Raw genomic sequence first — 24,744 nt, 5'->3', positions numbered from 1 at the left:
TAACTCCAAAACAAAAAAAACACAAGCAAAATGAAATTAATAGTTGATAGTGGTTCTACCAAAGCCGATTGGATAGCAATAGATGACAAAGGAAAAGTATTGTTTACAACGCAAACATTAGGATTAAATCCTGAAGTTCTCGATTCAGATGAAATTATTGAGCGCCTAAATGATCGCTTTGATATCTTGCAAAATAAGAAGAATGCAACCCATTTGTTTTTTTACGGAGCAGGTTGTGGGACTGATAAAATGAAAATGACACTTTCACAACTTTTTCAAAATTTTTTTCCAAATGCCATTATTGATGTTAAGGAGGACACTTACGCGGCGGTATATGCAACAACTCCTAAAGGCGAGAAAGCGATTGTTTCTATTTTAGGTACAGGATCAAACTGTAGTTATTTTGACGGAAAAGAATTGCACCAGAAAGTCCAATCCTTGGGATATATAGTCATGGACGACTGCAGTGGTAATGTTTTTGGTAAAGAATTAATCAGAAAATACTATTTTAATAAAATGCCAAAAGAATTGGCGGTTGAATTTGAAAAAGAATACGATTTAGATCCGGATGCTATCAAAAGCAAACTATACAAGGAACCTAATCCAAATGCTTATTTAGCGACTTTTGCGAAGTTTTTAATTCAGCACAAAGAAACAGAGTTTTGCAGAAAAATTATTTTCAAAGGAATGAAATCGTTTGTAAAAAATTATATCAAACAGTTTGACAATTGCAAAGAAGTCCCTGTACATTTTGTAGGTTCTATTGCTTTTTATTTAAAGGATGAACTGAAAGAAACTTTTGATAAATATGAATTGCAGTTGGGAAATGTTCTAAGAAGACCCATTGATGGTCTGATTGCGTACCATATTGCCGATAAGTAGATCTCAGATAGAGGTTTGCTATAATTTTAAAAATGCGTAATTTTCTATTAAAATATAGAAAATTACGCATTTTTAAATAGTAGATAAAATTGAAAAATTAAACTCTAAATAAATTGTAATGGTTGTTTATATGCACCAGTATATTACAGTATTGCAATCATTGAAATTTCGACATTTACATTTTTAGGCAAGCCAGCCACTTGAACGGTTTCGCGAGCGGGCGCATTTTTTTCGTTAAAATAAGAACCGTAAACCGCATTTATTTTTGCAAAATCATTCATATCCATAATGAAGATTGTTGTTTTTACAACGTTCTCAAATGTCATTTCGGCTGCTGCTAATACTGCTTTCATATTTTGCATCACTTGTTCCGTTTCTGCTTCAATAGAGTCAGTGATCAGTTCTCCGCTTGCTGGATCTATCGCTATTTGGCCGGAAGTATACAACGTATTTCCTTTTAGTACAGCTTGGTTGTAAGGTCCGATAGGTGCAGGGGCTTTTTCTGTAAAAATTATCTTTTTCATAAAATGTTTTTTTAATTTTAAAAAGGCATCGCTAATTTTTATTTAAATTATCAAAAAATAAAGAAAACAAAAATTACGCAAATTATTATCTATTGATGGTACTTCTTTTGTCCCATTTGATGTCGCTAAGTACGCCAGATTTTATTCCAACGAAGAATCCCCAGTTTGCATTAGCACCAAATGGTGACCAGTTGAAATCCATTCTCCAGCTCAATAAATCTCTTTCAAAACGAAGCTGGGTAAAGGTAACTCCATTTTGTACAAAATCGTAACCTGTAGAAACACCTACTTTCCATTTCGGTGTTACATCTGCGTTAGCAGAAATCATGATGGAATTTCCAATAATTTCATTTTCCCGATTGTTGTTGCCGTAGGTTAACGAATACGCAAAAGTTATGTCCCATGGTAACTCAGATTTAAAAAATTCTGAAATTTTATCTTCTCCTTCTTCTTCATTTTCATCCTCAAATTGTGTTCTTCTGCTGTCGCCTAAGTCTGTGTTTGTGCCAAATAAATCATCTTCACGACCTCCATTACGCTGGCTTTGAACATTTTTTTCTTTCTCGGGTTTGTCTTTTCCTGTACTCGAAAGTGAATAATTCACAGTCATATTGGAACTGGTCATTCTAAAGAGACTTCCGCCGTTATTAATATTAAAAAGATTAATTCTGTTGCCGGAGTTGTCGATGGCGTAAGGATCTAAAGTAGCTCCAAAATTTACGTTCATTTTATTATCTAACAATTGTGTACCACCGCTTATTCTTACAGGAGAAAAGGCAAGCGAATTTACACCGTCGGCATCCAGATTGTAACTGGTCGAAAGGTTTAAATTGTTAAGAAGCATTATTTTTTTCGGCTCCATCTTTGTGCTGTCCTTATCGGTAACTTTTGCCTCAAATGTATTACTCAAATCAAAACCTAGAATATTTGAATTGTTTAATCCTGGTGCACCGAAAATTCCATTTTCAAATCTCGAATATTGTTTTCGCATTGCTCCGGTAGCATCTGCCTCGTAGGTATCATAATATTTTTCAAAACTAGGGGTGTATCCATAGGACACCGATGGCCTCATGACATGTCTTATTGACTGTATTTTTTTTTCATCGCCAAAATTAAATGTTCCGTAAATGGTGGTACCTAAGCTTGAAGATACAGAATAGGTTCTAAAGGCATCAAAGCCATTTATGGTTTTATCTACAACTCTGCTTTGATCTTGGTCAAAACTTCTCTCAATGGTTTTGGTGTACCAGATTTCCTCGTAATTCATGGCTGTGGAGGCACTGAAATATTTGAATAATTTAAAATTGGTGCTTAATGGAATACTGTGTTGAAATCCAATTTTAGCATCTCTAAACATTTGCGGTTTAAAGAATAAAGAATCAGTGGTGGTGATACTATTACGAGCATTTAAATTGTACTGCAGATTTATATTTTTAATAAAACCTTTTTTTGTACCATCTTTACCCACAAAAGGATAGATTCTGTCCATGCTCAATTGTAAGGTTGGCAAAGTCATATTGATTTCTTCAGTTTGCGTGTTTTGTGAATGCGTTGCCGTCAAAGACATTCTAACCTGAGGAATTGAATTGAAGTTTTTGGAATACGAAACCGAAGAGCTCAGCGTATTATTCAAGTTTGATCCAATATTAACCTGATTGATAGACTGCTGAAAATACTTACTGCTGCCAAGATTTACCGATGCTGAGAAATTCGAATTAGGTGAAGATCTCGAGTCTTTAGAATGAGACCACTGAATATTATAAATATTTTGTTTTGAATAATCCGGATAACCTCTTTCACTGTTGATCAGATTTTCAAATCGAACGTTTAAATTTCCGTTAAAACTATATCTTTTTGCATAGCTGGATTCAAATCGCATTCCATAACTACCATTGGTATAATAATCTCCCAAAACGGTTAAATCATAATTGTCACTCAGTGCAAAATAGTATCCTAAATTTTGAAGTGAAAATCCTCTATTGTTAGAGTCATTGTAACTGGGTAAAATGATTCCTGAAATACTGGTTTCTTTACTCATCGGGAAAAAAGCAAAGGGCAGTGCAATTGGAGTAGGAACATTAGCTATAACCATATTGGTAAATCCTGTCACTACTTTTTTGCCAGGAATAAACTTAACTTTATTGGTTTGAAAATAATACTCCGGATTATCAATATCCTTTGCCGTGGTGAACCGAGCCCCTTTTAAAAAGTAAACTGAATCATTTTCTTTTTTGGTAATCGCTGCCTTGATTTTAAACTCGCCTTGTTCGGATCTTGAATTCCAAACTAATGCTTTTTTAGTTTTAAAGTTGAAACGAATAGAATCCGGTTCAATTACATTCGCGCCTTGTTTGAAATTTGGATTTTGAGTAAAAGCTCCTGTTGAATCTCTGATTCGTCCGGCGTACACCTCGTTTTTTTCATAATCCATAATGATAATTCCTGCTTTCAACTCAACATCCTGGTAATACAACTCCGCTTTATCATACAAGGTAATCAGTTTTTTCTTTTGGTCTATTTTAGCATATTGATCCGCTTTGTATTTCACTTTCCCGTTAAGAAATGTTTTTTTAGGCCTCAAAGAATCTTTTTTTATAGAATCATTTTCTGTTTTGGTGATTGCGATTACAGTGCTGTCCGTTTTTACATTGGAAATTTTGCTATCTATTTGTTCTTTAGCGGGTATAGCTTTAGTTTTTTTTATTATATCCTGAGAATATAATTTGCTAGATCCCACTGACAGGAATATTGATAATAAAACGATATTAAATAAGTTTGTATACAAAGGTTTAAATGCTATTTTTGTAAAATTATGGCGTGTTTTTTGACATGTCAAACTTACATATTATTTTTTGTCAAAAATAAAGAAATAATAAAATTAATAACTGTTCTGTTTTAATTAAATTAACTTTTAGATTTATGTATAATTCCTATAAAATTAAAATTAAATTAACTTTTATTCTGATGATTATTTCTTTATCAGGGTATAGTCAATCCAATAATTTCAAGGTAACTTTAGATGCGGGACATGGCGCTCACGATTTTGGAGCAGTTTATGAAGGCCGTGTAGAAAAAAACATTGCTTTAGCGGTGGTTTTAAAGGTTGGAAAGTTATTGGAAGCAACGCCGCAAATGCAAGTTAATTACACCCGCAAAACAGATGTATTCATTGATTTGATCGAAAGAGCTAATATCGCCAATCGATTTAACGCTAATATTTTTGTCTCCATTCATTGTAATGCCAATAGAAATACTGCTGCTGTTGGTACTGAAACCTATGTAATGGGTTTAAGTAAAGTGGCTTCCAATCTAGAAGCTGCAAAAAAGGAGAATTCCGTAATAACTTTAGAAAAAGATTATAAACAAAAGTATGAAGGATTTGATCCTAACTCTCCGGAAACGATGATTGGAATGACGCTGATGCAAGAAGAATATCTGGATAACAGCATTTCGCTCGCCAGCAAAGTGGAGAATGCTTTTGAGGATTTAGGAAAAAAAATAAGAGGCGGCGGAGTGAAACAAGCACCTTTTATGGTACTTCACAAAGCATATATGCCAAGAGTTTTGATCGAAATGGGTTTTATATCCAATACAGTTGAAGGGAATAGATTAAATTCTGAAGAGGGTCAAAATGAAATTGCCAAAGCCATTGCTGAAGCAATTGTTAGTTATAAGAAAGAATATTTCGGAAATGGTGAAGGTGAAATTTTTGAAGAAAGACCTTCTCAAAAAATTATTGAAAAGCAAATAAAGGATACGGCAAAAGAAGCAAAAGCAAAAGTAAATCTACCTTCAGTTGAACCCGTGCAATCAAATAAAGTTGTGGATAATTCAAAAGCATTATTCAAAGTGCAACTTTCAGCTAGTGTTAAAAAAGTAGATTTACTTCCAAAAAATTTTAATGGACTTAAAAATATTTCTGTAGCATATGAAAACAAAGTATATAAATATATGTACGGGGAAACAGCTGATTATGACGAGGCTAAAAAGCAATTGAAGGAAGCGAAAGGAAAAGGATACGATTCAGCATTTCTGATTGCATTGAAAAATGGGAAAAAAATTAGCATTCAAGAAGCTTTACGATAACAACAAGTTGAATATTTTATATTAAATTTGTAAAAAATACTTAAATTTTGAAAATAACACGAGAAATTAAAACTGCTATCTTAGTAATATCATCTATATTATTATTTATTTGGGGATACAGTTTTTTAAAAGGAAAAGACCTTTTTATAAATTACAAAACTTTTTACGTTGAATATAAAAGTGTCGAAGGTCTTGTTACATCTGCACCAGTTACGTTAAATGGTTTGGTTATAGGTAAAGTAAGCAATATTACAATAAATGAAAATACAGGGGCTTTATTAGTTGAACTACAAATAAAAACGGATTTCCCTATTTCTAAATCAAGTAGCGCTTCTATTTATGAGCCTGGATTTATTGGCGGAAAACAAATTGCGATTAACCACAATTTTAATGATAAAATTCTTGCTGTTGATGGTCAAACCTTAACGGGAGATGTAAAAGCAGGACTGACCGATAAAGTGGGAGATCAACTTGCTCCTCTTCAAGAAAAACTTGAAAAGTTATTAGGCAACGCAGATACATTAATATCTGGATTGAATAATGTGCTTGACAAAAAAGGGCAACAAGACTTGAAACAAAGTTTGGCAGAGCTTAACAAAACTATTGAACAATTTCATAAGGCTTCTTTAAGTGTCAACACACTACTGGATAAAAATAAAACTCAAATTAATGGCGTTGTTACTGATTTTAGTAAAATTGCTGGAAATTTTTCTAAAATATCGGACTCATTGAACAAAGCCGACATAGGAAAAACAGTAAAAAAGCTAAATGCAACTTTAGGACGAGTAGATGGCATAGTGAGTGGGTTAGAAGCAGGAAAGGGCTCTCTGGGTAAATTACTGAATGATGATGGTTTTTACCAAAACATTAAAAGTTCCACAAAAGAATTGGAGTTATTAGTGCAAGACATAAGACTGTATCCCACTAGATATGTAAATATTTCTTTATTTGGAAAGAAAAACAAACCTTACGTTGGTCCTATTAATGATTCTATTTCTAATGAAAAAAATTAGCAATTATGAGCTACTTGGATAATATTTTATTTGCTATTTTATTGATAATCGGTTTTGGTTATTTTTTTACAAGTATTAAAAAAATCAGACGAAACATAAATCTTGGAACGGATGTTAATCGTGTTGATAATCCAAAAGCGCGCTGGACCAATATGGCCATGATTGCTCTTGGTCAATCAAAAATGGTAAAAAGACCGATTGCGGGAATACTCCATATTATAGTTTATGTTGGTTTTGTAGTTATAAACATCGAGTTATTAGAAATTATAATCGACGGACTCTTTGGAACGCATCGTATTTTTGCTTTTTTGGGAACAACGTATGATGTATTGATTGCTTCTTTCGAAATTCTGGCATTTTTAGTTTTAGTTGCTGTTTTCGCTTTTTGGATTCGAAGAAATGCGATTAAACTGAAAAGATTTGTAAGTTCAGACTTAAAAGGTTGGCCAAAAAGTGATGCAAATTATATTTTGTATTTCGAGGTGGTTTTGATGACTTTGTTTTTGCTGATGAATGCTTCTGATTTGCATTTGCAAAATGTACCCGGAGGCTTTTCTCACTTTATAAAAGCAGGTTTTTTTCCAATAAGTCAATTTATTGAACCTATTTTCAATGGAATGTCAAATGAATTGGTAATGTTGCTTTCAGAGATATTTTGGTGGCTACATATTATAGGAATTTTGATTTTTATGAACTATTTATACTTTTCAAAACACTTACACATACTATTAGCTTTTCCAAATACCTATTTTGCAGATCTGAATCCTCAAGGGCAATTTGATAATTTAGCATCAGTAACCAAAGAGGTAAAGTTAATGATGGATCCTAATGCTGATCCTTTTGCAGCCGCCCCGGTTGATGAAAATGCGGTTCCAAGCAAGTTTGGCGCAAGTGATATTCAAGATTTAAATTGGGTACAATTATTGAACGCATATACTTGTACAGAATGTGGTCGTTGTACTTCATCTTGTCCAGCAAATATAACTGGTAAAAAACTGTCTCCACGAAAAATCATGATGGATACCAGAGATAGGATGGAAGAGGTGGGTAGAAATATAGATGCCAATAAAGGTATTTTTATTCCGGACAACAAAACATTATTAAACGATTATATTACACCAGAAGAACTTTGGGCTTGTACCTCTTGTAATGCTTGTGTCGAGGAATGTCCCGTAAACATTAGCCCGCTTTCTATTATTATGGATATGCGCCGTTATTTAGTTATGGAACAAAGTGCGGCTCCAATGCCTTTGAATGCCATGATGTCTAATATAGAAAATAATGGGGCGCCGTGGCAATACAATCAACAAGACCGATTGAATTGGAAAAACGAATAATTGTTTGCTTGTTAAAAGTTCTGTTAAATAAAAGAAATAATAATGTTCCGTTTGCTTGAATAATCAAATCAACGAATAACCGAATCACAAATAGTATGTCAGAGAATTTAATAGTGCCAACAATGGCCGAAATGTTAGCTCAAGGGAAACAACCAGAAGTTTTATTTTGGGTAGGTTGTGCGGGAAGTTTTGACGATAGAGCAAAGAAAATTACAAAGGCATTTGTTCGTATTTTGAATCGTGCTAATGTTCCTTTTGCCGTTTTAGGTACTGAAGAAAGTTGTACTGGTGATCCTGCAAAAAGAGCTGGAAACGAGTTTTTGTTTCAAATGCAAGCCATGATGAATATCGAGGTATTAAATGCATACGAAGCTAAAAAAATAGTTACGGCTTGTCCGCATTGTTTCAATACTCTAAAAAATGAATATCCGGAATTAGGCGGAAAATATGAAGTAGTTCACCATACAGAATTTTTGAAATCATTATTAGATGACGGAAGATTGACTATTGAAGGAGGACAATTCAAAGGAAAGCGAATTACTTTTCACGATCCTTGCTATTTAGGTAGAGCTAATAATGTGTATGAAGCACCTAGAGATTTAATTCTTAAATTAGATGCTGAATTAGTCGAAATGAAACGTTCTAAAGCAAACGGTTTATGCTGTGGTGCTGGTGGTGCGCAAATGTTTAAAGATGCTGAACCTGGGAACAAGGAAGTCAACATAGAAAGAACCGAAGATGCATTAGAAACAAAACCGGAAATAATTGCTGCGGGTTGTCCTTTTTGTAACACAATGATGACTGACGGTATTAAAAATAAAGAAAAAGAAGGCGAAGTAAAAGTCATGGATATTGCGGAATTAATCGCCAATGCTCAGGATTTATAAATCAATTAAAATTACGAATTTTGATTGTCTAAATCATAATTCATAACTCATAATTCATAATTAAGATGTACGTTCCATTTGAAAATTTACCTGAAGAATCCAGAATTTGGATTTATCAATCGAACAGAAAGTTTTCGGACGCGGAATTTTCTGAGATAGAAACTGCTTTGCAAACCTTTCTTGAAAGTTGGGCGGCGCATGGTACCAGTTTGGAATCATCGTATCAATTAAAATACAACCGATTTATAATTATCGCTGTAAATCAAGATGTTCAAGCCGCTACTGGATGTTCTATTGACTCTTCTGTAGAATTTATTCAAAGTTTAGAGCAAAAATATACTGTTGATTTATTGGATAAAATGAATGTCACTTTCAAACTTGGGGAGCATATTGCACACAAGACATTGATCGATTTCAAGAAAATGGTAAAAGACAAAGCGGTTACTGAAAACACGATAGTTTTTAATAACTTGGTCAATAATATCGAAGAATATAATGAATCCTGGGAAGTTCCAGCTATCGACAGTTGGCATAGTCGCTTTTTTTAAAATATAGTTTAATGAAAAAAATAGGCATCAAAATTGTTTTTTTTAATGTCTTATTTCTTTTTGTTGCTACGGCTTGTGTTGGTACAAAAATTAATAAGAATAAAGTAATTTTAACCAATATCCCTTCCAAAGTAGAAAATTTGGACAGCATAACTGCAAGTAATCCTCCAGCTCTTTTTGAATTGCTACCGCAAGGGAATAAATGGGTAGACAGTTTGTATAATGTAATGTCCTTTGAAGAAAGAGTAGGACAGTTATTCATGGTTGCCGCTTACTCCAATAAAGATTCGGTACACTTCAACGCCATTGATAAATTAATAACGGAAAACAAAATTGGAGGATTGATATTCTTTCAAGGTGGACCTATTCGTCAGGCAAAATTAACCAATCGCTTCCAATCAAAATCAAAAATTCCATTGTTTATTGGAAATGATGCAGAGTGGGGATTGAATATGCGACTTGATTCTACAACAAGTTATCCTTGGAACATGACTCTTGGAGCTATCCAGGACATGAAACTTATAGAGAAAGTTGGGGTTCAATTGGGACAACAAGGCAAGCGATTGGGAATACAGTTTAACTTTGCTCCGGTACTTGATATAAACACAAATCCAAGAAATCCCATTATAGGTTTTCGTTCATTTGGCGAAGATAAATTTAAAGTTACCGAGCGGGCCATTGCTGTAATGAAAGGTGTTCAAAGTCAGGGAATATTTGCTACGGGAAAGCATTTTCCGGGTCATGGAGATACAGAAACAGATTCTCATAAAGGTTTACCAACTGTCAATTTTTCTAAAGAAAGACTGGAGCAAGTGGAATTTTATCCATACAGAAAACTGTTTCATGAAGGGCTGTCTTCGGTTATGGTGGCTCATCTAAATGTTCCCAGTTTAGAACCGAGATCTAATTATCCTTCATCGATATCGTATAATATAGTGACTACCATTCTACAAAAAGAAATGGGTTTCAATGGACTTATTTTTACCGATGCGCTAAATATGAAAGGCGTCAGCAATTATAATATCCCTAGCGAAATAAATTTTGAAGCGTTTATGGCTGGTAACGATATCTTATTATTTCCAAAAGATATTCCTGCCGCAATAGAAAAATTTAAACTGGCCTATTCCCTTAATATGTTTAATGAGGAACGATTGGCTTCTTCCGTAAAAAAGATTTTAAAATTTAAATACAAAGCAGGTTTAAATTCGTATCAGCCTATAGAAACTTCAAATTTGATAAAGGATTTGAATTCGCCGAAAAACGAGGCCTTGCAATATGAATTGTACGAAAATGCCATCACCGTTCTAAAAAATACTGCTTCCGTTTTACCCATTAAGAATTTGGATAAGCAAAAAATAGCCTATGTTAAAATAGGGGATGAGAATAATGATTCATTTATTTCGACACTTAAAAAATATGCAGAAATAACTGTTATTGCAGATGTGAATCTGGACAGCTTACAAGTTAAATTAAGACCATTTTCAACTGTTATTGTGGGTTATCACAAATCTGATGGCGCTTTTAAAAAGAATGACTTGAGTTCCTCCGAATTATCAAAAATTAATTTTTTGGCCAGAAACAATAATGTAATCTTAGATGTTTTTGCCAAACCTTATTCATTATTATCCTTAAATAATTTTGAGGAAATAGAAGGATTGGTAGTTTCGTATCAGAACAGTGCTATTGCTCAGGTGGTTTCGGCGGAACTAATTTTTGGAGCAATTGAAGCCAAGGGAAAATTACCGGTTTCTATAAACAACAGTTTTAAGGTAAATGATGGTTTGTCTACGGAAAAATTAAATCGTTTAGGATTCACTACTCCAGAGAATGTTGGTATGAATTCAACTATTTTATCAAAAATTGATGCTATCGCCAATAAAGCGATTAATGCAAAAATGACACCCGGAATTCAGGTTTTAGTAGCCCGAAAAGGAAAAGTTATTTATCAAAAATCATTCGGACATCATACTTATGATAAAACGATTAAAGTTCAAGATTCAGATATTTATGACGTAGCATCTTTAACAAAAATTTTGGCGACTCTTCCAAATGTTATGTTGCAATACGATCAGCAAAAAGTAAATCTGGAAACAACATTGGCAACAATGTCTCCGATTTTCAAAGATTCGAACAAGGCAAATATTAATTTCAAAGATTTATTGTCGCATTATGCAGGACTTGCTGCCGGGATTCCATTTTACAAAGCGGCAATGGACAAATCTAAATTACCTTCGGAAGTTTATTTTAGAAAAATAGCTGAACAGGATTTTTCTAAAAAATTGGGAGACAGTCTTTTTATCAGAAATGATTTTAGTGATACGATTATGAAAATGATTGTCGAAAGTAAAATTGCAGTAAAGAAAGAATACAAATACAGTGATTTAACTTTCATGATTTTGAAGGATTACTTGGAGAAAACAACGGGTAAAACATTAGATGTTTTAATTCAGGAAAATTTTTATCGTTCGCTCGGTATGAATAATTCCAGTTTTAATCCGTTGACTAAATTTGACAAAAACAGAATTCCTCCAACTGAAACCGATACTTATTTCCGTCGTCAACTTCTAAAGGGCTATGTTAATGATTTGTCAGCTGCTTTAGAAGGCGGAGTTTCTGGTCACGCCGGTGTTTTTTCGAATGCAATGGATGTGGCTAAAATAATGGAACTTTATTTGCAAAAAGGGAATTATGGCAATCAGCAGTATTTTTCTGAAAAGACATTTGAAGATTTTAATACCTGTTATTTCTGTGCCGTCGGAAATAGGAGAGGTGTTGGTTTTGATAAACCCCAATTGGGTTCTGAAGGTCCAACATGCGGTTGTGCCTCGATGACCAGTTTTGGTCATACCGGCTACACAGGAACGATGGCTTGGGCAGATCCTGAAACACAAATTGTTTATGTGTTTTTATCAAATAGAACTTTTCCGGTTGCTGCAGAGAACAGATTATCTAAAGCAAACATTCGCGAAGAAATTCAATCGATAATTTACGAAGCGATTACAGATTAAAAGAAACAATAGTTTTGATCATTTTTGATTAAGAAATACGGGTTGACTTCTCCCTTTCTGAAAGTTAATTTTGTAATTTAGAGATTCTAAATTTACTCTACTTATGGCACACAAACATAAGAATAATGCCAGTCATCAAACTGCTTGTTGCTCATTGGAGGAAAATAAACAAGAATCAGATAAAAGTCAAACTGAATGTTGTACCATAGAAAATGGTGTTGACCATCACGATGATCACGACCACGATCATGATGATTTAAACGAAAACGAAAGTGTATTCAGATTATTTTTGCCTTCAATAATCAGTTTTGTATTTTTAGTTGCTGCACTTTTATTTGATAATTACTTTTCGCAATTATGGTTCAATGGTTGGATTAGAGTTACATGGTATGTCACAGCCTATCTTCCCGTAGGTTTTCCAGTTTTGAAAGATGCTGTTCAAAGTATTAGAAAAGGAGCTGTTTTTTCCGAATTTTTTTTAATGAGTGTTGCTACAATCGGGGCTTTTGGCATTGGTCAATACGCGGAGGGAGTCACCGTAATGCTTTTTTACGCAATTGGAGAACTGTTTCAAATGATGGCTGTACAAAAAGCTAAATCCAACATAAAATCATTATTGGACCAAAGACCTGATACAGCAAATGTATTACATGGCGTAAATGTTGTTTCTAAAAAAGCTTCAGAAGTTACTATTGGAGAAATAATAGAATTAAAACCCGGAGAAAAGTTAGCATTGGATGGAAAATTACTTTCGGAGCATGCGACTTTTAATACTGTCGCATTAACCGGAGAGAGTAAACCGGATTCTAAATCAAAAGGGGATATTATTCTTGCCGGTATGATTAATCTGAATGCTGTTGCGCAAATAGAAGTTACTACCGCATTTACCGACAGTAAATTATCTAAAATTCTTGAAATGGTGCATGAAGCTACGGCCAGAAAAGCACCAACAGAACTTTTTATTAGAAAGTTTGCCAAAATTTATACACCGATAGTAGTTTATCTGGCTATCGGGATTTGCTTGATTCCACTGTTATTTGTCAATGATTATGTTTTTAAAGAGTGGTTATACAGGGCTTTAATATTCTTGGTTATTTCATGTCCGTGTGCTTTAGTTATTTCTATACCGTTGGGTTATTTTGGGGGCATTGGAGCAGCAAGCAAGAATGGAATATTGTTTAAAGGTTCTACATTTCTCGACACTATGGCGGCTATTCAGGTTGTAGTTTTGGATAAAACAGGAACGTTGACTAAAGGTGTTTTTAGAGTTCAAAAAGTAATAGCAATAGGGATTTCAGAGGCAGATTTAGTAAATTATACTGCAGCGATTGAAGCTAAATCGACCCATCCTGTAGGTTCAGCAATAATAGAATTCGCTAACAATGCTAAAAACGAAACTGTTGTTACCGAAGTTACTGAAATCGCTGGTCTCGGAATTACAGGTTTTGTAAATGGAAACGATATCTTGGTGGGAAGTCCTAAACTGATGAAAAAATTCAATATTGAGTATGATTCAGAGCTTGATACGATTCCGTACACAATCATTGTTGTTGCCATCAATAAAAAATATTCAGGTTATTTCTTGATAGCGGATGAAATAAAAGAAGATGCAAAAAAGACAATTGAAAGCTTACACAAAATAAATATTAAAACGATATTGCTTTCAGGAGATAATCAAGCCGTAGTTATGACTGTAGCCAAAGAGTTAAATATCGATGAAGCATACGGTAATTTATTGCCGGAGAATAAAATCGAAAAAGTAGAAGCATTGTTGCAGCAAAAGCTTAAAGTTGCATTTGTTGGAGATGGCGTCAATGATGCTCCGGTAATCGCTTTGGCGGATGTTGGAATTGCAATGGGTGGCTTAGGAAGCGATGCTACTATTGAAACCGCTGATATTGTAATTCAAAATGACCAACCCACTAAAATTTTCACCGCAATCAACATCGGGAGAAAAACAAAACAAATAGTTTGGCAGAATATCGGATTGGCTTTTTCAGTAAAACTAATAGTCCTAATTCTGGGAGCTGGCGGACTGGCTACGATGTGGGAGGCAGTTTTTGCAGATGTAGGCGTTGCCTTGTTAGCTATATTGAATGCGGTACGAATCCAGCGGATGAAATTTTAAAGTCCTCTAGTAATTAACTTAAAATTCCATAAAACCCATTCCTATTTTTCTTAATTTCGTTTTATTAAATTACACACATGAAAATTGCAATAGTTTGTTATCCTACCTTTGGTGGTAGTGGTGTTGTCGCTACAGAACTTGGACTGGAATTGGCTCGTCGCGGTCATGAAATACATTTTATAACCTACAGTCAGCCCGTGCGTTTGGCGCTACTGAGTCCTAATGTGCATTATCACGAAGTGAATGTTCCTGAATATCCTTTATTTCATTATCAACCGTATGAACTGGCTTTATCGAGCAAATTGGTTGATATGGTGAAATTATATAAAATAGAATTACTTCATGTACATTACGCTATTCCGCATGCGTATGCTGGCTATATGGCAAAACAAATGTTGAAAGATGAAGGAATTAATATCCCAATGGTTACAACGCTTCACGGAACGGATATTACATTGGTGGGAAATCACCCTTTTTATAAACCAGCTGTAACTTTCAGTATCAACAAGTCAGATTTTGTAACTTCGGTTTCCCAAAGTTTGAAAGACGCGACCTTAAAATTATTCAATATAAAAAATGAAATTGAGGTAATTCCAAATTTTATTGAATTGGATAAAAACAGTAATGACCCTAGCATTCCTTGTCAACGTTCGGTTATGGCGAAGGAAAATGAGCGAATTATTACCCACATCAGTAATTTCAGAAAAGTAAAACGAATTCCGGATGTCATCAAAATTTTCTATAACATTCAGAAAGAGATTCCTGCAAAATTAATGATGGTTGGCGATGGTCCTGAAAAAGAAAAAGCAGAATATTTATGTCAGGAATTAGGAATTTTAGACAAGGTGATTTTCTTTGGTAACAGTAACGAAATTGACAAAATTCTGTGCTTGACAGATTTGTTTTTACTTCCCTCAGAAACGGAAAGTTTTGGACTTGCGGCTTTGGAAGCGATGGCTTGTAAGGTTCCAGTTATTTCCAGTAATTCAGGAGGTTTGCCAGAAGTGAATTTTGATGGTATTTCCGGTTATTTGAGTGATGTGGGAAATACAGAAGAAATGGCCCAAAATGCCTTGAAAATACTAAAGGATGATGCGGTTCTTAAACAATTTAAAGAAAACGCATTGTCAGTTGCAAAACAATTTGATATTAAAAACATATTGCCACTTTACGAAGAGTTGTATAAAAAAGCCCTTAATAAATTTTTATAAATTCTTGAATTTCTAAATTGAAGTGAGAATGAGTTTGCGAAACAATTCCATTTAATTAAAAAACAAAAAAATGAAAAAAGTAATTTTATCAGTGCTTGCTGTAACTTTGGCAGCTTGTGGGGATACACCTTCAATAAGTTCAGCTACTAATAAATTGTATGAAGTTTTGACACAGCAAACAAATGGAGGCTCAAAAATTCGTTTTTTTAAAGTCCTTTCGGAACCAAATGACATTAAAATGCTGCAAATTGATGAGAATCTGACCAACAAAATTAATAAAGCGGATTTTTACGCGTCTAATTTTATTATTTTGAATATGGGAGAGAAAACAACTGGCGGTTACAGTATAGGAATTGACAATTTAGTTGAAACCGACAAGAATATAGTCATCACCGTTAAAGAAACCAATCCTGAACCAGGAAGTATGGTATCACAAGCTTTTACAACTCCTTTTTGTGTAGCTAAGATAAATTCTAAAAAGGAAATTATTATAAAATAAAAAACGCCACTATTTCTAGTGGCGTTTTTCATATATTATTTGGATAATACTAGAATTGATATCTTAAAGCTAAAGCTACGTCAGAACCATAATTGTTTTTGTAGTATCCACTTCCACCAAATTCAGGTCTAAAATCTAAAGAAATCAACAATGGAATATCAAAGTTGTATTCTATACCGATATCTCCTGCAGCAAAAGCAAATGTGTCATTGTATTTTCTGTTGTCATTTTCATAACCATAGCTTCCAACACCACCACCAATACCAGCATACCAGTTGAAACCACCATCAATGTTCCAAACCCATTGGTATAAACCTGTTAATTTGATAGCATTGTCATCGTAGTTATTATTGTTGAAGTTACTTCTATTTCTCCATCCCAAATCAAGTTCAAGTCTATTGTTGCTTCCCAATGCTCTTTGATAAGAAAGTTCAGCACCAAAACCACCACTATCACCAAAACGAAGTCCTAGAGCATTTTTCGAAATATCTTGTGCTTGTGCGGTAAATGCTAATCCCATTAACATTATTGCCGATAAAATAATTTTTTTCATAATTGAGTTTTTATTGCCACAAATATATAGGTAAAGTCTGTATTTGCCATTATAAAATTTGAGCTAAAAGTTATATAATTTACGTATTACCAAAGTAGGAAAACAGTACAAGCGAATTACATTAAAATATTTTGTTTCGAAAACAAAACAGAAGCTACTATTTGATTGCTTAAAATATCTTCCATTTCAAAAAGATTATCTTCTTCAACGAAATTCATTTCGGAATAACGAAATAATTTCCAGCGTTTTTTATTGTATTCTAATGCTGTTAAATTCTCAACCCAATCTCCAGAATTTAAATATAGCGTGTTTCCATTTTTGGTTTCCTTCTGAATCATTTTAGGTTCGTGAATATGACCACATATAACATAATCATACTTATTTTCAATAGCTAGTTCAGTGGCTGTTTTTTCAAAATCAGAAATATGCTTCACGGCTTTTTTGACGCTAGCCTTTATTTTCTTAGAAAAAGAGTAGGGTTCTTTTCCTATTTTCGACAAACACCAATTTACAAATCGGTTTAAGAGAATTAGATAATCATAACCAAAGCCGCCCATTTTTGCAATCCATTTAGAATGTTGAACGGATGCATCAAAAACATCGCCATGAAAAATCCATGCTTTTTTATCATCAAGATCTAACACTAACTTGTCCACGAGTGTAAAATTACCCATATGCATGTCGCTAAACTTTCTCAGCATTTCATCATGATTTCCTGTTATGTAATACACTTTTGTTCCCTTTGAAGCAAAACTGACGACTTTTTGGATGACTTTTAAATGCGCTTTTGGAAAATAAGATTTTCTAAATTGCCAGACATCAATAATATCCCCATTTAAAACTAAAATCTTTGGTTTTATGGTAGATAAATAATTATAAAGTTCCTTAGCATGGCTGCCAAAAGTCCCAAGGTGTACATCTGAAATTACTACTAACTCGACTTTTCTTTTTTTCAAAATGTTTGAATTTTAAATTTACCAAAATAATCGAAATATTATCGAACAAAATCCAAAAGAACGTTAAGAAATGTAACAGTAGATTAATTTAATAACAATAAATGTGGAATGTTGGTTAAAACTTTAAACGCTAAAATTTTGAACTTTAAACTAAAATGGTACTTTTGTTCAAAACTAATTATAATGGCGGGAAATAGCTACGGAACACTATTTAGGATAACAACTTTTGGAGAATCTCACGGTGACGCTTTAGGCGGAATAATAGACGGTTGTCCTCCTGGAATCACAATAGATTTAGATGCAATCCAATTTGAAATGTCTCGCAGAAAGCCCGGTCAATCCGCTATAGTTACCCAACGCAAAGAACCGGACGCTGTTCAATTCCTGTCAGGGATTTTTGAAGGTAAAACAACAGGAACACCAATCGGTTTTATAATTCCCAACACTAACCAAAAATCAGACGATTACTCTCATATAAAAGATAACTACAGACCCAGTCATGCCGATTATGTTTATGAAAAAAAATATGGTGTTCGTGATTATCGCGGAGGCGGACGCAGTTCAGCCCGTGAAACGGCCAGCAGAGTAGTGGCTGGAGCTGTTGCTAAACAAATGTTGCCTCAAATTAAAATCAATGCTTATGTTTCTTCTGTTGGACCCATTTTTTTAGAAAAACCATACCAAGATTTGGATTTTTCAAAAACAGAGAATAATCCGGTTCGCTGTCCTGATGAAGAATCAGCAGTAATCATGGAGGAATACATACGAACCATTCGTAAAGAGGGAGACACTGTGGGAGGAACAGTGACCTGTGTGATTCAAAATGTTCCAATAGGTTTAGGAGAACCTGTCTTTGACAAACTTCATGCGGAATTGGGAAAAGCAATGCTTTCTATAAATGCGGTAAAAGGTTTTGAATTTGGTAGCGGTTTTTGTGGAGCAAAGATGAAAGGAAGCGAACACAATGATTTATACAACTCTGACGGAACTACGAAAACCAATTTATCAGGGGGAATACAAGGTGGAATTAGCAACGGGATGGACATCTATTTCCGAGTTGCATTCAAACCGGTTGCGACTATTATGCAAAAACAAGAGTCATTAGATAATGAAGGTAACATTACAGAAATGACAGGAAAAGGACGCCATGACCCATGTGTAGTGCCGCGTGCAGTTCCAATTGTTGAAGCCATGGCTGCGATTGTTATTGCCGACTTTTATCTGATAAACAAAATATATTAGAACTAATTTTTGTAGCTATCACTTGTTGCACCACATTGTTTCTTTTTAAACAAAAAGTAAGAAACGAAATTTTACACAATAAAAAGTAAGACTAAAATAAACAATCAACTTAATGAATAACAGAACAACCACCAAACCATCTTTTTTTTCAGGATTAACAGGACAGATACTAATTGCGATGGTACTAGGTGCCATTTTGGGTATTATAATTCATAATTCAATCTCTCCTGAAGCTGCACAAAACTTCAGTTCAAAAATTAAGATACTTGCAACTATCTTTATTCGATTGGTGCAGATGATCATCTCTCCTTTAGTTTTTACAACATTAGTCGTGGGAATTGCCAAACTCGGAGATATACAAGCAGTAGGTAGAATTGGTGGTAAGGCGATGGGCTGGTTTTTTACAGCTTCATTCATATCATTATTAATAGGAATGTTTTGGGTAAACATATTGGAACCGGGAGTAGGGCTTAATTTATCAAATGTTGATCTGGGTTCAGTTTCCGAGGTTACTGCAAAAACACAAAATATATCTTTTGAAAATTTTATAGAGCATATTGTACCAAAAAGTATTTTTGAAGCAATGGCAACCAATGAGATTTTGCAAATTGTAATTTTTTCCATTTTCTTTGGTTTGGCCGCAGCCGCACTGGGTGATTATGTGAAACCAGTGATAAATGCTTTAGACAAAACGTCTCACATTGTTCTTAAAATGGTAAATTATGTAATGAAGTTTGCACCAATAGGAGTTTTTGGAGCTATTGCGGGCGTATTTGCCGTAAGAGATTTTCAGGAACTGGCAATTACATATTTTAAGTTTTTTGGTTCTTTCTTAATTGGAATTTCGTCGCTTTGGGTAGTATTGATTGTTGTGGGTTATATTTTTTTAAAAAGCAGAATGACCGTTTTACTAAAAAGAATTGTAAGCCCGTTAATTATTGCTTTTGGGACAACAAGTAGTGAAGCTGTTTTTCCAAAATTAACAGAAGAATTGGAACGTTTTGGAGTAAAAGACAGAATAGTTTCTTTTATGTTGCCGCTTGGATATTCTTTCAATTTGGATGGAAGCATGATGTATATGACTTTTGCCAGTATTTTCATTGCGCAAGCGTACGGAATCGATTTGGATATTGGAACACAACTGACTATGCTTTTAGTTTTAATGTTGACCAGTAAAGGAATTGCGGGTGTCCCAAGAGCAAGTTTGGTTGTAGTAGCAGCGACCTGTGGTATGTTTGATATCCCAATTGAGGGAATTGCTTTGATTCTTCCAATCGATCATTTTTGTGACATGTTTCGTAGTGCAACTAACGTGCTTGGAAATGCATTGGCTACATCAGTAGTTGGGCAATGGGAAGAAAATGCTGAGAATGATAATGAAATTGCAGTTTCAGAGTAGATAAAAGTTTTAAATTCATCTTTTAAATAAAAGAAATAACCTGTTCAATCATTTGAACAGGTTTTTTTTTCTATTTTTTTAAAATCATTAGTTTTCCAATTGAAAGTTCATATCTTCTAAAATTCAAGAATGCAATTTATTTTATTGATCTTTAACAGATTATATGTAATCATTATCTTTATTTTATTAATAAAATGTATATTTGATAAATTCAATTATTTATGTATCAGATACGTACTGTTGTATTACTATTGTTTCTTTTGAATTCCTTTAACAATTCAATTGCCCAACCAAAAATATCTTCTAAAAAAGAAATTGCGAAATTAACTGACAATGCCACTGTCTACTTAAAATCTGCTAATTTTGAAAAATCTTTAGGGATCTCTAAAGTAGCGCTACGCTCCGCGATAGACGCGAATGATTTAAACGCGGTTGCCACTTCTTATATAACAATTGCTGCAAATTATGCTGAGATGGCAGAATTTGAGAAAGCAATATTTTTCTACAATAAAAGCCTGTCCTATGCCAAGAAGGCTGCGAATGATACGTTAAAAAAAAAAATAAATAACAATTTAGGAAATATCTATTGCTTTGAGAAAAAACAATATGCAAGAGGTATCCAATTTTATGAAAATTCACTCCAGTACAGTCAGAAACTTGGTGATACGAGCCAGACTTTTGTTACTAACCTTAATATCGCATGGGCATACTTTGACATTGGAAATTTTGAAAAGGGTTATCCAAGTTTGAAATTCATCAATAAGTATAACAAAAAATATGGAGATGAAACAACTATTACTGCTGTTAACATGCTAAATGGTATGTACCACAGTTATAAAGGGAACCATAAACTTGCCACATCTTCATTTTTAAATGCGATACAATCTGGAAAAGGAGAAAATGAAAAATCAGATTTATCCTTTTCACACCTCGAATATTCGAAATTTTTATCGAAAAAGGGCGATCATAAAAATGCTTATGAGAATTTATTGCGCTACAATATAATTACAGAGGAACTTTACAATAAGGAAAAACTTAAAAAAGCGAATGTAGCGGGAATAAATTTAGAATTAGACGAATATAAAAGACAAATAGACAGAATCGAAACTGAAAAAGAAGTACAACTGCAAAGTCTTAGAAAATCAAGAATTATTGTGATGCTATTTGGGGTTGTTTTTGTCATTTTATTGTTACTCCTTTACACTTTATTCAAAAACAATAATTTTAAGAAAAAAGCAAATGCCGAGCTTTCACAAACGAATAAAGAATTAATAATTGCAAAAGAAAAAGCGGAAGAAGCTTCTATTGTAAAATCACAATTTGTCTCAACGATTAGTCATGAGCTAAGGACTCCGTTATACGGTGTGATAGGAATAACAAATATGTTGCTTGATGAGCACAAAGAATTAGCCGGAAGTCCTTACATGAACTCTCTTAAGTTCTCGGCTAAATATTTACTATCACTGGTGAATGATATTCTCCAAATAAATAAAATTGAAGACAACAGACTGGTGCTTGAAAATTTAACGTTCAATATCTCTGACGAAATTAACATGATCAAGAATTCTTTAATATTTATGGCTAAATCCAATAATAACATATTGAGAGTTACTATTGATCCTGATATCCCAGAGTATTTAATAGGGGACAAGCTACGATTATCGCAAATCATTATGAATCTAGTCAGTAATGCTTTGAAATTCACTAAAAATGGGGAAGTACAGATCAGGATTTTATTAGCAAAAGTTGACTGCAGAACTAATTTCATCGAATTTCAAATCCAAGATAACGGAATAGGTATTGCAGCTGCTGATCAGGAAAAGATTTTTGAAAAATTTGTGCAAGTTGGAAGAAAGGAAACCGATTATCAGGGAACTGGACTTGGACTTTCAATTGTCAAGCAGTTGTTAGGGCAATTTAAAAGTGAGATTACAATTGATAGTGCGATCGGTAAAGGAACACTGTTGAAATTTGTTATTGGATTTGAATTTAATACAGAAAAAACAAATGAGATAATCAATAATATTCAAGTGGACATGACTTCAACGCAACCAATCAATGTTTTGGTAGTTGAGGACAACCATATAAATCAAATTATTACCAGAAAAACGATAGAAAAGAATAACTATAAATGCAGTGTTGTTGACAATGGATATGCAGCCCTGGAAATATTGGAAAAGGAGAATTTCGATGTCATACTGATGGATATTAATATGCCTTTAATCAATGGTTTTGAAACGACAAGAAAAATTCGTTTAAAAGGTATCGATATACCAATTGTAGCATTAACGGCATTTGACAAAGCAGAAATAACCGAAGAAGCTCTTTCCGCCGGCATCAATGATATCATAATAAAACCTTTTGATTCAATCAAATTATTTGAAATAATTAATATTTTGATATCAAAAAATTAAAGTAAAGCTTTCCTTATTATGTAAATCTTATTTAACAATTTGTAATTAAAATCGTTAAATCATCAAAATAAAGTGCTTATTTCAATGATTTAACGATTTTAAGAAATTATTTGATTGAATAATTTATTTTATGGCTATGGTTTTATTTGCTTTTTTCTGAATATTTTCTTTTTTAGCAATTTCGATGTGCAAAATTCCATCTTTATAAGTGGCTTCAACTTTACTTTCATCAATATATTCAGGTAAAGCAAAAGTTCGGCAAAAAGATTGATAATTAAATTCTTTTCTAACGTAATTATCTTTTTTTCTCGTTTCTTCCTTTTCTTCTTTTTTCTCTGAAGATATCATCAACATATTATTGTCAATTTCAACTTTGAAATCTTCTTTTTTCATTCCCGGAGCGGCTAATTCCACTTGCAATTTTTTATCGGTTTCTTTTAAATTTACCGACGGTAAATTACTGCCAATGGCAGTGAAATTTTTATCATTCCAGTCAAATAAATCTCTTGACATAAAATCATCAAAAAATGTTGTTACCAAGGGCACTGAGCCGTTTCTTTTAATTAACGTTTCCATAGTTTTAGGTTTTAAATATTTAAATAAGTTAAACCAAATTTAATGAATTTATTTGCTTTAAAAACAATAATTAAAACGTAAAACGTTGAAAATAAGGTTATTAACGATAAAATCCCTATTTAACTAAAGTTAAAAAGGGATTTCTTACAGTGGAAATAATTTACTTGTATGGTTTATTAATACCAACGTTTTTTGTTTTGTTTTGATGCTTCTGATTTTCTCGATTTGTGAGCTCCACCACTTCTGTTAGAGTTCTTTTGTGCCGCGGATGCAGGTGCCGACTCAGGACTGCCTGAGTGCCAATGATACGGATGATCATTTACTGTTTTAACATCAACTTTTATCAGTTTTTGTATGTCTTTCCAGTAGGTGTGCTCGTCTTTACTGCAAAATGAAATAGCAATTCCACCGTTTCCGGCACGACCGGTTCTACCAATTCTATGTACGTAAGTTTCAGGAATATTAGGTAAATCAAAATTAATTACAAACGGTAATTGATCGATATCAATTCCTCTCGCTGCAATATCAGTTGCCACTAAAATGCCGACTTCCTTGTTTTTGAAAGCATCCAGAACGCGTTGTCTTGCATTTTGTGATTTGTCACCATGAATGGCTTCTGCAGCGATATTGTTTTTTCGTAATGCCTTGACAACATTATCGGCACCGTGTTTGGTTCTGGAAAAAACCAATACATCGGTCAAATTTTCCTCTTTAATTAAATGGTATAATAAGTTTCTTTTTTCGCCTTTTTCAACGAAATAAACGCGCTGTTCTACGTTTTCAGCAGTTGAAGAGACAGGTGAAACGGTAACTGTAGCAGGATCCGTCAGAAACATTTCGGCTAATTCTCTGATGGCAATTGGCATTGTTGCAGAGAAAAATAATGTTTGTCGGTTTTTTGGCGTAAGCTTTACAATTTTTTTGACATCATTTACAAATCCCATGTCCAACATTTGATCTGCCTCGTCAAGGACTAATGTGTGCAGATGATCCAAATCAATAAAACCTTGTTTGTGTAGATCAAGAAGTCTTCCTGGTGTTGCAATCAAAATATCGATACCGTTTTTTAAGGCGTCAACTTGAGGATTTTGTGAAACTCCACCAAAAATGGTAAGTTGTGTCAGATTCGTATATTTTGCGTACGTGTCGAAACTTTGGCCTATTTGAACGGCTAATTCTCGCGTTGGAGTTACGATTAGAGACCGAATTACTTTGGCTTTTTTGGATGAACCTACAATTCGGTGTAACTGATGTATAATTGGTATTGCAAATGCGCCTGTTTTTCCCGTTCCCGTTTGTGCACATCCTATTAAATCTCGTCCGGCTAATACTAGTGGAATAGATTGTTCTTGAATAGGAGTTGGGTTAAGGTAGCCTTGTTCAAATACGGCTTTTTGTATACTTTTTGAAAGTGATAATTCTTCGAATAACATATTTTGGATATTAAATATCTTGTATTAAGTACATAGATAGTATCGCAA

General features: G+C 33.7%; 19 protein-coding genes. 13 read left to right on the top strand and 6 right to left on the bottom strand.

What is annotated here, in order from left to right; genetic code table 11:
• Positions 1 to 30 precede the first annotated feature (30 nt).
• Positions 31 to 882: an N-acetylglucosamine kinase gene (locus E0F89_RS04685; protein ID WP_131908699.1), complete on the top strand. Its 852-nt coding sequence runs from the start codon at positions 31 to 33 to the stop codon at positions 880 to 882.
• A gap of 143 nt (positions 883 to 1,025) precedes the next feature.
• On the opposite strand, the gene E0F89_RS04680 is transcribed toward E0F89_RS04685, so the two are convergent.
• Together E0F89_RS04680 and E0F89_RS04675 are read right to left on the bottom strand one after the other, a co-directional pair.
• Positions 1,026 to 1,406: a RidA family protein gene (locus E0F89_RS04680; protein WP_131908698.1), complete on the bottom strand. Its 381-nt coding sequence runs from the start codon at positions 1,404 to 1,406 to the stop codon at positions 1,026 to 1,028.
• An 85-nt stretch (positions 1,407 to 1,491) separates the two neighbouring features.
• Entirely contained in the window at positions 1,492 to 4,242 is a 2,751-nt protein-coding gene (locus E0F89_RS04675; protein WP_131908697.1) for a putative LPS assembly protein LptD, read from the bottom strand.
• An 83-nt stretch (positions 4,243 to 4,325) separates the two neighbouring features.
• Between E0F89_RS04675 and E0F89_RS04670 the strand changes: the two genes are divergently transcribed.
• From E0F89_RS04670 to E0F89_RS04630, 9 genes are all read left to right on the top strand, one after another.
• Positions 4,326 to 5,492, top strand: a complete 1,167-nt coding sequence (locus tag E0F89_RS04670) for an N-acetylmuramoyl-L-alanine amidase family protein (protein ID WP_131908696.1) — start codon at positions 4,326 to 4,328, stop codon at positions 5,490 to 5,492.
• A gap of 47 nt (positions 5,493 to 5,539) precedes the next feature.
• Positions 5,540 to 6,505 carry an MlaD family protein gene (locus E0F89_RS04665; protein WP_131908695.1) on the top strand — a complete coding sequence of 322 codons (966 nt, stop codon included), beginning with the start codon at positions 5,540 to 5,542 and terminating at the stop codon, positions 6,503 to 6,505.
• A gap of 5 nt (positions 6,506 to 6,510) precedes the next feature.
• The gene (locus E0F89_RS04660) at positions 6,511 to 7,842 is read left to right on the top strand and encodes a (Fe-S)-binding protein (protein WP_131908694.1); all 1,332 of its coding nucleotides are present in this window, start codon (positions 6,511 to 6,513) and stop codon (positions 7,840 to 7,842) included.
• A gap of 95 nt (positions 7,843 to 7,937) precedes the next feature.
• Positions 7,938 to 8,729 carry a (Fe-S)-binding protein gene (locus E0F89_RS04655; RefSeq protein WP_099715666.1) on the top strand — a complete coding sequence of 264 codons (792 nt, stop codon included), beginning with the start codon at positions 7,938 to 7,940 and terminating at the stop codon, positions 8,727 to 8,729.
• Between the two features lie 65 nt (positions 8,730 to 8,794).
• Positions 8,795 to 9,277, top strand: coding sequence for an ABC transporter ATPase (locus E0F89_RS04650; protein ID WP_131908693.1), 483 nt, complete (start codon positions 8,795 to 8,797; stop codon positions 9,275 to 9,277).
• An 11-nt stretch (positions 9,278 to 9,288) separates the two neighbouring features.
• A complete protein-coding gene (locus E0F89_RS04645; RefSeq protein ID WP_131908692.1) occupies positions 9,289 to 12,285 on the top strand; it encodes a glycoside hydrolase family 3 N-terminal domain-containing protein in 2,997 nt (998 codons plus the stop codon).
• 103 nt (positions 12,286 to 12,388) lie between these two features.
• Complete coding sequence (locus tag E0F89_RS04640; RefSeq protein WP_131908691.1) at positions 12,389 to 14,413, top strand: heavy metal translocating P-type ATPase; 2,025 nt, start codon at positions 12,389 to 12,391, stop codon at positions 14,411 to 14,413.
• 77 nt (positions 14,414 to 14,490) lie between these two features.
• Positions 14,491 to 15,624 (top strand): N-acetyl-alpha-D-glucosaminyl L-malate synthase BshA, encoded by a 1,134-nt coding sequence (bshA, locus tag E0F89_RS04635; protein ID WP_131908690.1) that lies wholly within the window; start codon positions 14,491 to 14,493, stop codon positions 15,622 to 15,624.
• Positions 15,625 to 15,694: 70 nt separating this feature from the next.
• Positions 15,695 to 16,123 (top strand): protease complex subunit PrcB family protein, encoded by a 429-nt coding sequence (locus E0F89_RS04630; RefSeq protein ID WP_131908689.1) that lies wholly within the window; start codon positions 15,695 to 15,697, stop codon positions 16,121 to 16,123.
• A gap of 49 nt (positions 16,124 to 16,172) precedes the next feature.
• Here the strand turns inward: E0F89_RS04630 and E0F89_RS04625 are convergent, their stop codons facing one another.
• Together E0F89_RS04625 and E0F89_RS04620 are read right to left on the bottom strand one after the other, a co-directional pair.
• A complete protein-coding gene (locus tag E0F89_RS04625) occupies positions 16,173 to 16,676 on the bottom strand; it encodes a hypothetical protein (protein WP_131908688.1) in 504 nt (167 codons plus the stop codon).
• Between the two features lie 116 nt (positions 16,677 to 16,792).
• Positions 16,793 to 17,632, bottom strand: coding sequence for a UDP-2,3-diacylglucosamine diphosphatase (locus E0F89_RS04620; protein ID WP_131908687.1), 840 nt, complete (start codon positions 17,630 to 17,632; stop codon positions 16,793 to 16,795).
• A gap of 183 nt (positions 17,633 to 17,815) precedes the next feature.
• On the opposite strand from E0F89_RS04620, the gene aroC reads away from it, so the two are divergent.
• The 3 genes from aroC (at position 17,816) to E0F89_RS04605 (ending at position 22,687) form a co-directional block, all read left to right on the top strand.
• Entirely contained in the window at positions 17,816 to 18,874 is a 1,059-nt protein-coding gene (aroC, locus tag E0F89_RS04615; RefSeq protein ID WP_131908686.1) for a chorismate synthase, read from the top strand.
• Positions 18,875 to 18,986: 112 nt separating this feature from the next.
• The gene (locus E0F89_RS04610) at positions 18,987 to 20,273 is read left to right on the top strand and encodes a dicarboxylate/amino acid:cation symporter (protein WP_131908685.1); all 1,287 of its coding nucleotides are present in this window, start codon (positions 18,987 to 18,989) and stop codon (positions 20,271 to 20,273) included.
• A 221-nt stretch (positions 20,274 to 20,494) separates the two neighbouring features.
• Complete coding sequence (locus E0F89_RS04605; RefSeq protein ID WP_131908684.1) at positions 20,495 to 22,687, top strand: response regulator; 2,193 nt, start codon at positions 20,495 to 20,497, stop codon at positions 22,685 to 22,687.
• Positions 22,688 to 22,810: 123 nt separating this feature from the next.
• Here E0F89_RS04605 and E0F89_RS04600 read toward each other — a convergent pair whose 3' ends face one another.
• Together E0F89_RS04600 and E0F89_RS04595 are read right to left on the bottom strand one after the other, a co-directional pair.
• Complete coding sequence (locus E0F89_RS04600) at positions 22,811 to 23,263, bottom strand: Hsp20/alpha crystallin family protein (protein ID WP_131908683.1); 453 nt, start codon at positions 23,261 to 23,263, stop codon at positions 22,811 to 22,813.
• 176 nt (positions 23,264 to 23,439) lie between these two features.
• Positions 23,440 to 24,696, bottom strand: a complete 1,257-nt coding sequence (locus tag E0F89_RS04595; RefSeq protein ID WP_131908682.1) for a DEAD/DEAH box helicase — start codon at positions 24,694 to 24,696, stop codon at positions 23,440 to 23,442.
• Positions 24,697 to 24,744 lie beyond the last annotated feature (48 nt).

Source organism: Flavobacterium caseinilyticum, from assembly GCF_004349085.1.
GTDB classification, from domain to species: Bacteria; Bacteroidota; Bacteroidia; order Flavobacteriales; family Flavobacteriaceae; genus Flavobacterium; species Flavobacterium caseinilyticum.
Note: the sequence above shows the minus strand (reverse complement) of the source record. Positions and strands in the feature narration are given on the sequence as shown.

What these genes read in the sequence shown, in the direction of transcription:
- E0F89_RS04600 (WP_131908683.1), bottom strand. Translation starts at nt 23,263, where the DNA reads ATGGAAACGTTAATTAAAAGAAACGGCTCAGTGCCCTTGGTAACAACA.
- E0F89_RS04640 (WP_131908691.1), top strand. Translation starts at nt 12,389, where the DNA reads ATGGCACACAAACATAAGAATAATGCCAGTCATCAAACTGCTTGTTGC.
- E0F89_RS04685 (WP_131908699.1), top strand. Translation starts at nt 31, where the DNA reads ATGAAATTAATAGTTGATAGTGGTTCTACCAAAGCCGATTGGATAGCA.
- E0F89_RS04680 (WP_131908698.1), bottom strand. Translation starts at nt 1,406, where the DNA reads ATGAAAAAGATAATTTTTACAGAAAAAGCCCCTGCACCTATCGGACCT.
- E0F89_RS04655 (WP_099715666.1), top strand. Translation starts at nt 7,938, where the DNA reads ATGTCAGAGAATTTAATAGTGCCAACAATGGCCGAAATGTTAGCTCAA.
- E0F89_RS04630 (WP_131908689.1), top strand. Translation starts at nt 15,695, where the DNA reads ATGAAAAAAGTAATTTTATCAGTGCTTGCTGTAACTTTGGCAGCTTGT.
- E0F89_RS04645 (WP_131908692.1), top strand. Translation starts at nt 9,289, where the DNA reads ATGAAAAAAATAGGCATCAAAATTGTTTTTTTTAATGTCTTATTTCTT.
- aroC (WP_131908686.1), top strand. Translation starts at nt 17,816, where the DNA reads ATGGCGGGAAATAGCTACGGAACACTATTTAGGATAACAACTTTTGGA.
- E0F89_RS04610 (WP_131908685.1), top strand. Translation starts at nt 18,987, where the DNA reads ATGAATAACAGAACAACCACCAAACCATCTTTTTTTTCAGGATTAACA.
- bshA (WP_131908690.1), top strand. Translation starts at nt 14,491, where the DNA reads ATGAAAATTGCAATAGTTTGTTATCCTACCTTTGGTGGTAGTGGTGTT.
- E0F89_RS04650 (WP_131908693.1), top strand. Translation starts at nt 8,795, where the DNA reads ATGTACGTTCCATTTGAAAATTTACCTGAAGAATCCAGAATTTGGATT.
- E0F89_RS04670 (WP_131908696.1), top strand. Translation starts at nt 4,326, where the DNA reads ATGTATAATTCCTATAAAATTAAAATTAAATTAACTTTTATTCTGATG.
- E0F89_RS04605 (WP_131908684.1), top strand. Translation starts at nt 20,495, where the DNA reads ATGTATCAGATACGTACTGTTGTATTACTATTGTTTCTTTTGAATTCC.
- E0F89_RS04625 (WP_131908688.1), bottom strand. Translation starts at nt 16,676, where the DNA reads ATGAAAAAAATTATTTTATCGGCAATAATGTTAATGGGATTAGCATTT.
- E0F89_RS04660 (WP_131908694.1), top strand. Translation starts at nt 6,511, where the DNA reads ATGAGCTACTTGGATAATATTTTATTTGCTATTTTATTGATAATCGGT.
- E0F89_RS04595 (WP_131908682.1), bottom strand. Translation starts at nt 24,696, where the DNA reads ATGTTATTCGAAGAATTATCACTTTCAAAAAGTATACAAAAAGCCGTA.